Annotated in this window: 14 protein-coding genes; 9 read left to right on the top strand and 5 right to left on the bottom strand. The window is 33.6% G+C overall.

Annotated elements, in window-relative coordinates:
* The first annotated feature begins 18 nt into the window (after positions 1-18).
* The 3 genes from AAYQ19_RS15385 (at position 19) to AAYQ19_RS15395 (ending at position 2,362) form a co-directional block, all read left to right on the top strand.
* Entirely contained in the window at positions 19-837 is an 819-nt protein-coding gene (locus tag AAYQ19_RS15385; RefSeq protein ID WP_343537437.1) for a thiol-disulfide oxidoreductase DCC family protein, read from the top strand.
* Positions 838-940: 103 nt separating this feature from the next.
* Positions 941-1,846: a TIGR01777 family oxidoreductase gene (locus AAYQ19_RS15390; protein WP_343537439.1), complete on the top strand. Its 906-nt coding sequence runs from the start codon at positions 941-943 to the stop codon at positions 1,844-1,846.
* A gap of 27 nt (positions 1,847-1,873) precedes the next feature.
* On the top strand, positions 1,874-2,362 hold the full coding sequence (locus AAYQ19_RS15395; RefSeq protein WP_343537440.1) for an SRPBCC family protein: 489 nt from the start codon (positions 1,874-1,876) through the stop codon (positions 2,360-2,362).
* Between the two features lie 379 nt (positions 2,363-2,741).
* Here the strand turns inward: AAYQ19_RS15395 and AAYQ19_RS15400 are convergent, their stop codons facing one another.
* On the bottom strand, positions 2,742-3,554 hold the full coding sequence (locus tag AAYQ19_RS15400) for a UbiA prenyltransferase family protein (protein ID WP_343537442.1): 813 nt from the start codon (positions 3,552-3,554) through the stop codon (positions 2,742-2,744).
* A 197-nt stretch (positions 3,555-3,751) separates the two neighbouring features.
* Here AAYQ19_RS15400 and gcvP point away from each other — a divergent pair, with 197 nt between their 5' ends.
* The 6 genes from gcvP (at position 3,752) to AAYQ19_RS15430 (ending at position 11,382) form a co-directional block, all read left to right on the top strand.
* Entirely contained in the window at positions 3,752-6,601 is a 2,850-nt protein-coding gene (gene gcvP, locus AAYQ19_RS15405) for an aminomethyl-transferring glycine dehydrogenase (protein WP_343537515.1), read from the top strand.
* A gap of 385 nt (positions 6,602-6,986) precedes the next feature.
* A complete protein-coding gene (locus tag AAYQ19_RS15410; protein ID WP_343537444.1) occupies positions 6,987-8,045 on the top strand; it encodes a 3-oxoacyl-ACP synthase III family protein in 1,059 nt (352 codons plus the stop codon).
* Between the two features lie 227 nt (positions 8,046-8,272).
* Complete coding sequence (locus AAYQ19_RS15415; protein ID WP_207294609.1) at positions 8,273-8,794, top strand: methyltransferase; 522 nt, start codon at positions 8,273-8,275, stop codon at positions 8,792-8,794.
* A gap of 150 nt (positions 8,795-8,944) precedes the next feature.
* Complete coding sequence (locus AAYQ19_RS15420; RefSeq protein WP_343537445.1) at positions 8,945-9,793, top strand: glycosyltransferase family 2 protein; 849 nt, start codon at positions 8,945-8,947, stop codon at positions 9,791-9,793.
* An 81-nt stretch (positions 9,794-9,874) separates the two neighbouring features.
* Positions 9,875-10,621: an MlaE family ABC transporter permease gene (locus AAYQ19_RS15425; RefSeq protein ID WP_343537447.1), complete on the top strand. Its 747-nt coding sequence runs from the start codon at positions 9,875-9,877 to the stop codon at positions 10,619-10,621.
* On the top strand, positions 10,621-11,382 hold the full coding sequence (locus tag AAYQ19_RS15430) for an ABC transporter ATP-binding protein (RefSeq protein WP_343537448.1): 762 nt from the start codon (positions 10,621-10,623) through the stop codon (positions 11,380-11,382). Before AAYQ19_RS15425 ends, AAYQ19_RS15430 begins: the two co-directional genes overlap by 1 nt.
* 79 nt (positions 11,383-11,461) lie before the next feature.
* On the opposite strand, the gene AAYQ19_RS15435 is transcribed toward AAYQ19_RS15430, so the two are convergent.
* The 4 genes from AAYQ19_RS15435 to AAYQ19_RS15450 all read right to left on the bottom strand — a co-directional run bounded on the left by AAYQ19_RS15435 (position 11,462) and on the right by AAYQ19_RS15450 (position 14,610).
* Positions 11,462-12,067 carry a hypothetical protein gene (locus AAYQ19_RS15435; RefSeq protein WP_343537450.1) on the bottom strand — a complete coding sequence of 202 codons (606 nt, stop codon included), beginning with the start codon at positions 12,065-12,067 and terminating at the stop codon, positions 11,462-11,464.
* 190 nt (positions 12,068-12,257) lie between these two features.
* Entirely contained in the window at positions 12,258-12,854 is a 597-nt protein-coding gene (locus AAYQ19_RS15440) for a SprT-like domain-containing protein (RefSeq protein WP_343537452.1), read from the bottom strand.
* A 62-nt stretch (positions 12,855-12,916) separates the two neighbouring features.
* A complete protein-coding gene (locus AAYQ19_RS15445; RefSeq protein WP_343537454.1) occupies positions 12,917-13,594 on the bottom strand; it encodes an SDR family NAD(P)-dependent oxidoreductase in 678 nt (225 codons plus the stop codon).
* Between the two features lie 38 nt (positions 13,595-13,632).
* Positions 13,633-14,610 (bottom strand): M28 family peptidase, encoded by a 978-nt coding sequence (locus AAYQ19_RS15450; protein WP_343537455.1) that lies wholly within the window; start codon positions 14,608-14,610, stop codon positions 13,633-13,635.
* Positions 14,611-14,729 lie beyond the last annotated feature (119 nt).

The following is a 14,729-nucleotide window of genomic DNA, read 5'->3' on the forward strand; positions in this document are numbered from 1 at the left end:
ACCTGAAAACCTAAAATTATGAAAACGCTCGAAAACCAAACTTTGCTTTATGATGAAGATTGTCCGCTTTGCAGTTTGTACACTACTGGATTTGTAAAAAGCGGTATGTTGGATGAAAATGGAAGAAAATCTTATTGCCAATTATCTGAAAAAGAGCAAAATTTTGTCGACTTACAGCGCGCTCCAAACGAAATTGCTTTAATCGACAATAAAACACAAACTGTAATTTACGGAATTGATAGTTTGATAAAAGTGATCGGTTTTTCTTTTCCATTAATTGAAAAAGTGGCAACTATAAAACCGATTCATTTCATTCTCAAAAAGCTATATTCTTTTGTTTCTTATAATAGAAAAGTCATTATTCCTGGAAGCGTAAAAGAAGAAAACAAATTGCAATGCACGCCAGATTTCAATTATAAATATCGTTTTCTATTTATTGGATTTGCTTTAACTATAACAACTTTCGTTTTATACGGTTATTCTAATTTGATTTTGAATTTTCCAAAAAGCTCTATTACGAGAGAACTTATTTTAGCATTTGGACAAATTGTTTTTCAAGCTTTGTTTCTTTTAAAATTGGACAAACAAACTGTTATTAATTACACAGGAAATTTAATGACGATTTCTTTAATGGGAAGTTTGATTTTGACACCGATTTTACTTTTAAGTCAGTTTGTTCAACTTCCACAGATGATCATTTTAGGCTGGTTTGGAGTAACGGTATTCATTATGTTTTTGGAACATTTTAGAAGAGTGAAACTTTTAAAACTTCCTTTTTATTTATCTTTCACTTGGATTTTGTATAGAATTATTGCTCTGTTTTTAATTTTAAATTAAATAATTATTCGCCACGACCCGAGCGATAGCGAACGGGCGAAGCAATTCACGAATTGAAAATTTAAAAAATTTGTGAATTCGTGGCGGAAAAAAAATTACACAAATGACAAAACTTATTATCGCTGCAGGAACTGGATTTCTCGGACAAGTTTTAGTAAATCATTTCAAAAATAGATTTGATGAAATCGTGATTCTAACTCGTGGAAAATCAAAAACGGAAGACAGAATTAAATACGTAAACTGGAATGCCAAAACATTTTCTGGTTGGGAAAAGGAATTAGAAAACGCAACGATTTTAATTAATCTTGCAGGAAAATCGGTGGATTGTCGTTATACTAAAGAAAACAAAAAGAAGATTCTATGGTCTAGAATTGACAGTACCAAAGTTTTGAATAAAGCAATTTTAAATTGCGTAAATCCACCAAAACATTGGCTTAATTCTTCAACAGCAACTATTTACCGCTTTTCTTTAGACAAACAAATGGATGAAGTCAACGGCGAAATCGGAAATGATTTTTCTATCAATGTTGCTTTATCTTGGGAAAAGGCATTCTTTAAGACTGAAACACCAAAAACTTTGAAAACCGCTTTACGAACATCGATCGTTTTAGGAAAAAATGGAGGCGCTTTGATTCCGTTAAAGACTTTGGCAAAAATTGGTTTTGGAGGAAAACAAGGAAACGGCAATCAATTCATAAGTTGGATTCACGAAGAAGATTTTGCGAATGCAATTGATTTTATAATTGAAAAAGAAATTTCGGCCCTTATCAATGTCGTTTCTCCTGAACCAATTCGAAATGCTGATTTTATGCAAAAACTTAGAAAAGCGATTGGTTTTCCTTTCGGAATTCCTTTGAATACATTTTTTCTGGAAATTGGTTCTTTTTTTATTCGAACTGAAACCGAGTTGGTTTTAAAAAGTAGGAATGTGATTCCGAAACGGCTTTTGGAAAATGGGTTTCGATTTAAGTTTGGGAATATTGATGAGACATTTGAAGATTTAATTTAACCCTCTTTTTTAAAAACTTCATCAATCATGACAACAATAAACCTAATTACCAAAATAAACGCTCCAATAAAAACCGTTTTTGATACATCAAGAAACATCGATATTCATCAACAATCTGCGAGTAAATCAAAAGAAAAAGCAATTGCGGGAGTAACTTCAGGTTTAATTAATTTGAACGAAACTGTAACTTGGCGTGGCAAACATTTTGGTTTTTATCTCACTCATAAAAGCAGAATAACTGAAATGAATCTTTATGATTATTTTGTGGATGAAATGAAAGATGGCAAATTCAAATCTTTCAAACATGAGCATTTTTTCGAAGAAGAAAATGGAATAACCATCATGAAAGATAAATTGCAATATGAAACTCCGTTTGGAATCTTCGGAGAATTATTTGACATTTTATTTCTTGAAAAACATTTGACTAATTTTCTTTTGGAAAGGAATAAGGTTTTGAAAGAAGTTTCAGAAAAGAATAACGAATTGCCTCCAGCTTTAGCTGGAGAAGAAATTTAATCTAATGTTTTGGCTAAAGCCAGATTGAAAGCATCTCTTTAACCTCCAGCTAAAGCTGGAGGCAATTCAAAAAAATCAAATAAAAATTCAATTTTTCAAACAATCTATTTCAAACATAGTCAATGGTTTCAACCTTGGGAAACGTCATCAAAATCCTTGTGAAAAACAAAACAAAAGCGTCTCAATGGTAGAAACCATTGGCTATGTTTCTTCAAATATTCTGTTTAATTTCTTTTGAAAATGATACTTTCTCACTTTCCGATTTGCGTGAGGGATTGAGGCGGTATCCTTTTATGAAGCGGAGCGGAATAAAAGATATAGCCGAATCCCGATAGCTATCGGGACGACCCGGAGGGGCACGCCCAAAATAATTTTATCGCTAAAGAAAAACCACCATCAGCCACCAAAAAATTGGCACAGCTTCTACCCAAAAAGAAGTATAATATTTGGAACGATTCGTATTGGCAAAAGCAATAAACAACATTAACATCACAACCATTATCAAGTTTATAATGGCATCGTGAATATTAAATGTTGAAACAAAAATCTCTAGAAACCAAAACGGAATCAATAATGAAAATCCTAAAAGTTTTGTTTTCTTCACTCCGATTGTCTGCGGAACGGTTTGCAAGTGCGGATCATCGTTGGCTAAATCTAAAATTTCAAAAACCAAAATCAGCACAAAAACCAAAATGAAACGCTGAATGCATTTTATAAAAAAATCTACTGTAGAGGGAAGTTCGGCATTTATTAAAGGCAAAACCAAAGTCGCACCAACCCAGCAAAGCGCCACGATATAAATTTTTACTCCCGCCCAATTTCGGGCATTTTTTCTATTTGGAAAAAACGGCAAAGTATAAAGTGCTGTTATAGCAAAAATTCCGACGGAGACAATTTGTGTAATTCTCTTGAGATGGAAAAAATAATAACCGACTAAAACGACCGAAATGAAACTCAAAACGGCAATAATTTTCAACTGAGTTCCTATTGGATTTTTCTTTACGCGAACAAGCGCGTCATATTTTACGAAATTATATCCTACAATTGTTCCGAAAAAAACAAAAAGCGCCATTGGCTCATCATACTGAATATGAAATACATGAAATGTAATTCGCACCAAAGCATAACACGACAAAGCCACGTGAATACTGCTGTTTAAATAAAAATCGAAAATTTGTTTTAGAAGTTTCATATCTCAAATCTAATCATTTATTAACAAATCATATCATTAGTTAGAAATTTGATAAAAAATGAAGTTAAAAATACCCATTAAATTATTAATAATACTTAATTTTGCGCCACAAAAAAACAACACATTTACTTTTAAATGTGATTCGTATGTCAAAAATGGTGCACGAACACATTAATTTAAAAAATTTAGATAGCTACATGAAAACAGATGCTTTTGCTTTAAGACACATTGGTCCAAGAGAAACTGATCTTCAGCACATGCTGAAAACTATTGGAGTTGACTCAATCGAGCGACTTGTTTACGAAACCCTTCCGGACGATATTCGTTTAAAAGCACCGTTGAATTTAGATCCTGCAATGACAGAATTCGAATATGCAAATCATATTCGTGACTTAGGGAAGAAAAATAGAACATTTAAATCATATATTGGTTTGGGTTATCATCCAACTATTGTTCCTGCTCCAATTCAAAGAAATATCTTCGAAAATCCAGGATGGTATACGGCATATACTCCTTATCAGGCAGAAATTGCTCAAGGTCGTCTAGAAGCTATTTTGAATTTCCAAACTATGGTTATCGAGTTAACTGGAATGGAAATAGCAAACGCATCTTTACTTGATGAAGGTACTGCAGCTGCAGAAGCTATGGCGTTATTATTTGACGTTCGTACTCGTGATCAAAAGAAAAACAATACAAACAAATTCTTCGTTTCTGAAGAAATTTTACCGCAAACTTTATCTGTACTTCAAACACGTTCAACTCCAGTTGGAATTGAATTAGTTGTTGGAAACCACGAAACATTTGATTTTTCAAATGAATTCTTCGGAGCTATTTTACAATACCCAGGAAAATATGGTCAGGTATACGACTATAGCGCTTTTGTTGCTAAAGCAAAAGAAAACGAAATTAAAGTAGCTTTTGCTGCCGACATTTTATCATTAGCGACTTTGACTTCTCCAGGAGAAATGGGAGCTGCTGTTGTAGTTGGAACTTCACAACGTTTTGGTGTACCAATGGGTTACGGTGGTCCTCACGCTGCATTTTTTGCAACTAAAGAAGAATACAAAAGATCTATGCCAGGTCGTATCATAGGAGTTTCGATTGATGTGAACGGAAACCGCGCTTTACGTATGGCTTTAGGAACTCGTGAGCAACACATCAAACGTGAAAAAGCGACTTCAAACATTTGTACTGCTCAAGTTTTATTGGCAGTTATGGCTGGAATGTACGCCGTTTATCACGGACCAGAAGGTTTAAAATATATTGCAAACAAAGTTCATGCATCGGCGGTTACTACTGCTGAGGCTTTAAATAAAATTGGAGTTTCTCAAGTTAACTCGGCTTACTTTGATACTATTTTAGTAAAAGCAGACGCTCAAAAAGTAAAAGCGGTAGCAGAGAAAAACAAAGTAAACTTCTTCTATCCTGATGCTGAATCAGTTTCGATTTCATTAAACGAAACAACTTCCGTTGCAGATATCAACCAAATCGTTGCGATTTTTGCTGAAGCTTTAGGAAAAGAAACCGTTTCGGTTTCTGAATTAACTGAGGCTAGTCAATTACCAGCTTCGTTAGAAAGAACATCTTCTTTCTTAACGCATGATGTTTTCAACAATCATCATTCAGAAAGCCAACTGATGCGTTACATCAAAAAATTAGAGCGTAAAGATTTATCATTGAATCACTCGATGATTTCGTTAGGTTCTTGTACAATGAAATTAAACGCAGCTTCTGAAATGTTGCCTTTATCAATGCCAAACTGGAACAGCATTCACCCGTTTGCACCAGTTGACCAAGTTGAAGGTTACCTTACAATGTTGAAAAAATTAGAGCAGCAATTAAATGTAATTACAGGTTTTGCTGGAACAACTTTACAGCCAAACTCTGGAGCACAAGGAGAATATGCTGGATTAATGGCAATTCGTGCTTACCATATGTCAAGAAACGAAGGTCACCGTAATGTATGTTTGATTCCTTCATCAGCTCACGGAACAAACCCTGCTTCAGCAGCGATGGCCGGAATGAAAATCATTGTTACGAAAACGACTCCAGAAGGAAATATTGACGTAGAAGATTTAAGAGAAAAAGCGATTGAACACAAAGATGATTTGTCTTGTTTAATGGTAACGTATCCTTCTACTCACGGAGTTTTCGAATCTTCAATTATCGAAATCACAAAATTAATCCACGATAACGGTGGATTAGTATATATGGATGGTGCAAACATGAACGCGCAAGTTGGATTAACAAATCCTGCTACAATTGGTGCTGACGTTTGTCACTTAAACTTACACAAAACTTTCGCTATTCCTCACGGTGGTGGTGGACCTGGAGTTGGACCAATTTGTGTGAACGAAAAATTAGTTCCATTTTTACCAACAAACCCAATCTTAAAAGTTGGTGGTGAGCAAGCGATTACAGCTATTTCATCTGCACCTTACGGATCTGCTTTAGTTTGTTTAATTTCTTACGGATACATCACTATGATGGGAGCTGAAGGATTAAAAAGTGCAACTGAGCACGCGATCTTGAATGCAAACTATATGAAATCACGTTTCGAAGGTCACTACCCAATTCTTTATACTGGAGAATGTGGAAGAGCAGCTCACGAAATGATTTTAGATTGCCGTGCATTTAAAGAAAACGGAATCGAAGTTGGTGATATCGCAAAACGTTTAATGGATTACGGTTTCCACGCTCCAACGGTTTCTTTCCCAGTTGCTGGAACTTTAATGATCGAGCCAACAGAATCTGAAGATTTAGCAGAATTAGATCGTTTTTGTGATGCACTTATCTCAATCAGAAAAGAGATCGAAGCGGCAACAGCTGATGACACAAACAACGTATTGAAAAATGCACCTCATACATTAGCAATGTTAACTACAGATGCTTGGGATTTCCCTTATACTAGAGAAAAAGCAGCGTATCCATTAGATTACATCGCTGAAAATAAATTCTGGCCATCTGTTCGTCGTGTTGACGATGCTTACGGTGACAGAAATTTAGTTTGTAGCTGTGCTCCTATTGAAGCTTACATGGAGAACTAAGAAATAGTTTTCTTTACATATTTCAAACCCGACAGATTTTAAGAATTTGTCGGGTTTTGTTTTTATTTCAATTTCAAGTTGCCTACATAACGTAAAACCAGAAACTTGAAACAAAAAAACAGTGTTTTCATTTTTTATAACATTCTATCAGATTCCGCTTGTTTCTGTAACATTTTAAAATAAAACAGCAAAATAAAAATTGGCTCGTAAATCAATCTCAAACGTTTGAAATCTCGTAAAAATTAAAAAATCATTAGAAAATAATCAGTTTATCATTAAAAAATCTGTTATTTGATAATTATATGCATGCATAATATTTTTTATGATTGTTATCATGATTTTATTTCTATTTTAGCATCAAATTTATCGGATAATTACGGGAAAAATGAAAATAAAAATTATTGGTATTGGGAGTTATATTCCTAATTTAGAAGTAAAAAACACAGATTTTGACAAGCATGTTTTTTTAAATGAAGATGGAACTCCTTTTGGTTATCCGAATGAAGTTGTGATTAAAAAATTCAAGGGTATCACCGGAATTCAAAACCGTCGTTACGCTGAACCACAATACACAGCTTCAGACTTAGCATTTTTCGCTGCACAAAAAGCAATCGCAAACGCAGGAATTGATGCTGAAACTTTAGACTACATTATTTTTGCTCACAATTTTGGTGACGTAAAGACTGGAACGCATCAAACGGATGTTTTACCGAGTTTAGCAACAAGAGTTAAAAACAAATTAGGAATCAAAAATCCTAAATGTGTGGCTTATGATATTCTTTTTGGATGTCCAGGCTGGATAGAAGGTGTTTTACAAGCTAATGCTTTCATTAAATCTGGAATGGCAAAAAGAGTGATGGTAATTGGTGCCGAAACTTTATCAAGAGTTGTCGATGATCACGATCGTGATTCGATGATTTATTCTGATGGAGCCGGAGTTTCAATCTTAGAAGCTTCAACAGACGATGCTGGATTATTATCTTACGAAAGTGCCACTTTTGCCAATGATGAAGCGAATTATCTTTTCTTCGGAAAATCATATAATCCAGATTTAGACCCAGACATTAAATACATCAAAATGTACGGTCGTAAAATCTACGAATTTGCGCTAAGCAATGTTCCGTGCGCTATGAAAAGCTGTTTAGATAAAAGCGGCATTTCAATTGACGAAGTAAAAAAAATCTTGATTCACCAAGCAAACGAAAAAATGGACGAAGCGATTATCGAACGTTTCTACAAACTTTACGATAAAACGCCTCCAAAAGATATTATGCCAATGAGCATTCACGATTTAGGAAACAGCAGTGTTGCAACGGTTCCTACTTTATTCGATTTGATTTTACAAGGAAAAATTGAAAACCACGAAATCAACAAAGGCGACGTTCTTATTTTTGCTTCAGTTGGTGCAGGAATGAACATTAATGCTTTTGTTTACAGATATTAAAATTTAAAATCGAGTAAAGTAATCTCGCAAAGTTTTTTTAAACCATATAAGTAATATAAGATATTTTAAGTTTTACTTAATTGAACTTATATTACTTATATGGTTTATTTTTTCACCAAAACTTAGCGTTGCAACTGAACACTAAAAACTGAACACTGATTACTTTTTTAGTATATTTGCGACCTAATTAAAATCAAGAACGAGAGATTAATTCGTTCGCAATGACTATGTACGAAAAAACGTTTCCGAATAAAAGATTCAAACTTACCTTAGAGTTTTTACAAAAGCACGTTAGCACATCAGAAACCATTTTTGATTTTGGAGTTCCAAATCCGTTTTCTAAAATAATGGAAGAAAATGGTTATACGGTAAAAAATACAAAAGGCGAAGATTTAGACAACGATCATACAGCTTTACAAACAGAAGAATATACTGTTTTTACTGCATTTGAGATTTTCGAACATTTATTAAATCCATACACGATTCTACAAAACGTAAAATGTGACAAATTACTAATTTCAATTCCGTTACGTTTATGGTTTTCGCCAGCATATCGTTCTAAAACTGATATGTGGGACAGACATTACCATGAATTTGAAGACTGGCAATTGGATTGGCTTTTAGAAAAAACAGGCTGGAAAATAACAGACCGTTTGCAATTTACACACCCGGTAAAAAAGTTTGGATTAAGACCATTATTAAGATATTTCACTCCAAGATATTATATTGTTGTAGCGGAAAGAGCCTAAAGGCAAATTCCAAGAAATAAAAATTCCAAATTCCAACTTTGAAAAGCTCAAAAAATAAAATTCCAAATTCCAATTGAACCCAGTTTGATTGGAATTTGGAATTTAAAAATTGGAATTTCTTTTTCCTTTTGGGATTTAAAGTTAAAATTTATGAAATATTACATTGTTATACCCGCACACAACGAGCAAGATCTTATTGGTCTTACTTTACAATCGTTGGTAACTCAAACCGTTTTGCCATCAAAAGTTGTGGTTGTAAATGACAATTCAACTGACAAAACAGAAGAAGTTGTATTGGGTTTTGCAAAAGAAAATCCATATATCTCGGTTGTAAATAAAACTTCAGATGCTATTCATATGCCGGGAAGCAAAGTAATTCAGGCTTTTCAAAAAGGTTTTGATACTTTAGATTCAAATTACGATATCATTGTAAAAATCGACGGCGATTTAATTTTTCCTCCAAACTATTTCGAAACCATAATCAAACATTTCGAATCAGATCCAAGAGTTGGAATGGCTGGCGGATTCTGCTATATTGATAAAAATGGCGAATGGGTTTTAGAAAATCTTACCGACAAAGATCATATTCGTGGTGCTTTGAAAGCCTATCGTACAGCAACTTTTCAGCAAATTGGAGGTTTAAGACCTGCAATGGGCTGGGATACCGTTGACGAATTACTTTGTAAATATTACAATTGGAAAATCGTTACAGACGAATCTCTACATGTAAAACATTTAAAACCAACAGGAGCAAATTACAATAAGACAGCTCGCTATAAACAAGGCGAAGCTTTTTATACATTAGGATATGGTTTTTGGATTACAGCAATCGCTTCGGCAAAACTGGCGATGATGAAGAAAAAACCATTTCTGTTTTTAGATTATATCAGAGGGTTTTGGAAAGCGAAAAAAGCCAAAACTCCTTTATTAGTAAACCCCGAACAAGCTAAATTTATCAGGAAATATCGTTTTGAAAAAATGAAACAAAAGCTTTTTTAATCTTAAAAAAAATTAAAAAACTCCCCACCAAAACGGTAAACTGTAAACTAATCCTTAATTTAGCCAATATTTGTAAAACTTATGATGCTAATTCGTTATTTATCCCAAATAGGAAAATATTTCTTAATGCTGAAAGAGATTTTCAACAAACAGACTAAATGGTCTGTAATGAAAAATTTAATTTTCAAAGAAATCGACGACTTAATTATTGACTCTCTTGGTATTGTCTGCTTTATATCCTTCTTCATCGGAGGAGTTGTTGCCATTCAAACAGCATTAAACTTAACTAACCCTTTAATTCCAAAATACCTAATTGGTTTTGCTACACGTCAATCTGTGGTTTTAGAATTTGCTCCTACTTTCATTTCGGTAATTATGGCTGGAAAAATGGGATCATTTATTACTTCAAGTATTGGCACCATGCGCGTTACAGAACAAATTGACGCTTTAGAAGTTATGGGAGTTAATTCTGTAAACTATCTTGTTTTCCCAAAAATCATAGCTTTATTAATGTATCCTTTTGTAATTGGGATCAGTATGTTTTTAGGAATTTTTGGAGGATGGCTTGCTTGTGCTTATGGCGGATTTTCAACTGGCGCAGATTTTATTATGGGAGCTCAAAAGGATTTTATTCCCTTTCATATTACTTATGCATTCATAAAAACTTTAATCTTTGCCATGTTATTGGCAACAATTCCTTCTTTTCATGGTTATTACATGAAAGGTGGTGCATTAGAAGTTGGTAAAGCAAGTACAACATCGTTTGTATGGACATCTGTTACCATTATCCTTCTAAATTATATATTAACTCAATTATTATTAGGATAATGATAGAAGTAAAAAATGTAGTAAAATCATTTGGGGACAGCAAAGTTCTAAAAGGTGTTTCGACCGTTTTTGAAACTGGAAAAACCAACTTGATTATTGGACAAAGTGGATCTGGAAAAACGGTTCTATTAAAAACTCTTTTAGGAATTCATACGCCTGACTCGGGAACAATTGAGTTTGATGGCAGAGTTTATTCTGACTTAAATCCAGACGAAAAACGCGAATTAAGAACTGAAATCGGAATGGTTTTTCAGGGAAGTGCTTTATTTGACTCGATGACTGTTGAAGAAAATGTAGCTTTCCCATTAAGAATGTTTACCAATAGCAATAAAGCGCAAATCAAAGAACGCGTTGATTTTGTTTTAGAAAGAGTAAATCTAGTTGAAGCGCATAAAAAATTACCTTCTGAAATTTCTGGAGGAATGCAAAAGCGTGTTGCCATCGCTCGTGCAATTGTAAACAACCCGAAATATTTGTTCTGCGATGAACCCAATTCTGGTTTAGATCCAAATACCTCAACTTTGATTGATAACTTGATTCAGGAAATCACAAAAGAATACAATATCACAACTGTAATTAATACACACGATATGAACTCTGTGATGGAAATTGGTGAAAATATTGTTTTCTTAAAGAAAGGATTAAAAGCCTGGCAAGGAACTAAAGAGGAAATCTTCACAACCGACAACGAGGCAGTTGTAAAGTTTGTTTATTCTTCGAACTTATTTAAAAAAGTAAGAGAAGCTTATTTGAAAGGTTAAGTCTTTTTAAATTCCAAAATAAAAAAAATCCAAATTCCAATATAAAATGGAATTTGGATTTTCTTTTTTATTGGGATTTCTAGTAGTGCTTGCATAAACCAAAACCTACTGAAATACCTACTCCAACAAAAGTATATCTCCCAATATCACCAAAAATCTTAAACCCAACACTCGGAATCAACACATTATAGATAAGATTAGATCTTTTTTTTGTGTAAAACCTTTTATAATTAGCTTCAAAAGGAAATCCATAAAAACCAACACTTGATACAGTTCGATTTTCATCAAGATCACGTTTTTCCAATTCTATATTGTTTCGGCTAATTCCCGCCGAAATACTATAAGAATGGTGGTACTTCACCCAGCGTCTTCCATACATTAAGGCAAGCTCAACATTATCTTCCGACTTATACATCGCGGGAAAAATTATAACTGGACCGTCACTTTTCCTTTGATAACCTGCCGAATTAATGTATCGAAAAGTAAATAGGCTTCTTTCTGTTTGAAAATTCAATTCAACCCCGCCAGAAACGCCTAGATTCTTAACTACTGACGGGCCTCCAAAACCTTCAAAAAAGATAATCGGATTTGTATTTTCTTTGCTTTGCGAATCTTCTGCTTCTTGTCCAAATGCAACATTTGTGAGAAGTACTATCAAAAATGTTTTAAGTAATTTTTTTGTCATAAATTGCTTTTAATTTTTTCAAATATATCACAATTCTACAAATGTAGAACGAACTGTGTTTAAATTTAATATTAAATTTCTTATGACAAATCCCAAATCCCAACTTTTAAAATTGGAATTTGGGATTTTTTTTATTGCGTTTTCCAAATTAATTGGAATTTGGAATTTAAATATTGGAATTTAAAAAAATCTAGTCCATCAATTCTACTTCAGCATTCGGATTAAAAAGATAGGTTTTTCCGGAACTTATTTCAATGCATTCAAAGCGTTTTGTCCGAACGGCAAGTTTCTTAAATACTTTGCCATTTTTTATTCTAAAAATGCTTCCGAATGGAATTTCAAAAACATAATTCTTATCGCTATTTGCATCATATTGTTTTAATGCTAATGACAAAGTGGTATCTGTATCACTACTCGCCGAAGGATTTTTAAAGTGTCGAGCCAATAATGGCAAAATCTGACTTGGAAATATCTCTGGACGAATAAAAGGAACCATCAAGCGCTGAAACGTATATTTCCATTCATTTCCGTGTGGCTTTATGTTTCTTCCAAATTTTTCGAATGCAACCAAATGCGAAATTTCATGAATCAGCGTGATCAAAAAACGGTACTTATTCAAACTCGCATTTACCGTAATTTCATGTTTTCCGCTTGGCCCACGTCTATAATCACCGTGACGCGTCTGTCGCTCGTTTACGATTTTCAAGTGCACCTGATTGGACACAATCAAATCAAAAACGGGCTTTACAGCGTGTTCAGGGATATATTTAGCTAATGTTTCGCTCAAAATAATTATGAGTTATAAGTTTTTAGTCAATTGGAATTTGGAATTTTAATATTGGAATTTATCTACGGATTAGTAGATGAAACCTCAAGTACTTTTCCGTTAAAATATTTATTTCCGTTAAGCGTAAAATCATAAATATAAGTTGCCATTCCTTCTGCCGAAATTGGCGCTTGATATCCTGGGAAAGCTTCATTCAGCATTTCAGTCTGAACTGAACCTAAAGCCAAAACATTAAATGAAATTCCTTTTTCTTTGTATTCTTCAGCCAATAATTCAGTCAAAGTGATTACAGCTCCTTTACTAGAACTATAAGCTGCCAAACCTGCAAATTTCAAGCTTCCTCGAACACCACCAATAGAACTGATCGTTACAACATGGCTTCCTTTTTCTAAATAAGGAAGACAAATTCTTGTCAGATTAGCTACTGCAAAAACATTCACTTTATAAATATTTTCAAAATCCGCTTGCGTGGTTTCTGCAAAAGGTTTCCAAATTAAAGCTCCTGCATTATGCACCACTGCATCTACTTTTTTCCAAGTTGAAGAAAGAAAATGATCTACTTCGCTCAAAGCACTTTCATCTGCCAAATCAACTGAAAGGCAAGTCACATTTTGATGTTCTAATAAAGATTGCGGAATTTTTCTGGAAATTGCCAAAACTTGATATCCGGCATTTGCAAACTGCAATGCTAATTCATAACCAATTCCTCGGCTAGTTCCTGTAACGATAATATTTTTCATGCCACAAAAATAAGCAAAACCAACAAAAAGACATGTTATTAATTCATTGTAATTTCCTCTGTTGGAGTAATCGTGATCTGAGTTACTGCTGGTAATAATTCTTGAACAAACGCAGTAATATGCGGAATATCCATTACCTTAAATTCATCTGAAATATGGTGATAAAATTCAAAATTCTCAAAGTCAAAAGTACTTATCGATTGGCAAGGTTTTCCAAAGCCTTCAAAAAAAGAATAATTGTCAGATCGGTAAAACAATTTGTATTCTGCTTCTTTTGGCAAAAATCCAATAGTGTTTTTTCCTGTGTACTCATTGATTTTCTGCGCCATATTTGATTTATCAAAACCTGTAACATAAGCCAAAAAATCTCGTTTCATCGGCACGCCAATCATTTCAATGTTCAACTGTGTGTACAAATTAAAATCTCTCTTTTTTAATTTCGGAACTAAACTTTTAGATCCTAACAAACCTTTTTCTTCTCCAGCAAAAAACACAACCAAAATACTGCGTTTATTCGATTTTGTTGTCGCAAAATATTTCACCATTTGAGCAACAGCAGTTACGCCCGATGCATCATCATTGGCACCATTATTAATAACATCGGCTTGCTTTTTTTTCTCTATTCCAATATGATCGTAATGCGCGCTCAAAACCACAAATTCTTTTTTCAAAACAGGATCTGTTCCTTCAAGAACTCCAACAATATTATAGGCGGGCGATTTAAAGTTAGTCAATGTATCACGATAAGAAGCGAAATATGGTCTGATATTATTATTCTTCAAGAAATCTTCCAGAAAAACAGCTGCTTTTTCAATTCCTTTTGTCCCCGTTTCACGTCCTTCCAATTCATCCGAAGAAAGATATTTCAAAAAATCTGAAACTTCAGATTCACTGACTTTATAATTAATTTCTATTTTTTTCGGACTTGAAGTTTCAGCAGTTTCATTTACTAAAGAAGGACTCGATTTACAGCTCAATAAAGCCAACGGAACAAAAAGAAAGTAAAGCTTTTTCATAAAGTAGGTTGTTTATTTAGCAAAAGACAATCGCTTTTTCTAACGTTAAGTTGCTGAAAAATAACAAAAAAAAATCAAAAAACCCTTTCGAAGCTCAAAAAGCTGAAAGGGTTTTTATA

The organism is Flavobacterium mesophilum, from assembly GCF_039581405.1.
Classification (GTDB): domain Bacteria; phylum Bacteroidota; class Bacteroidia; order Flavobacteriales; family Flavobacteriaceae; genus Flavobacterium.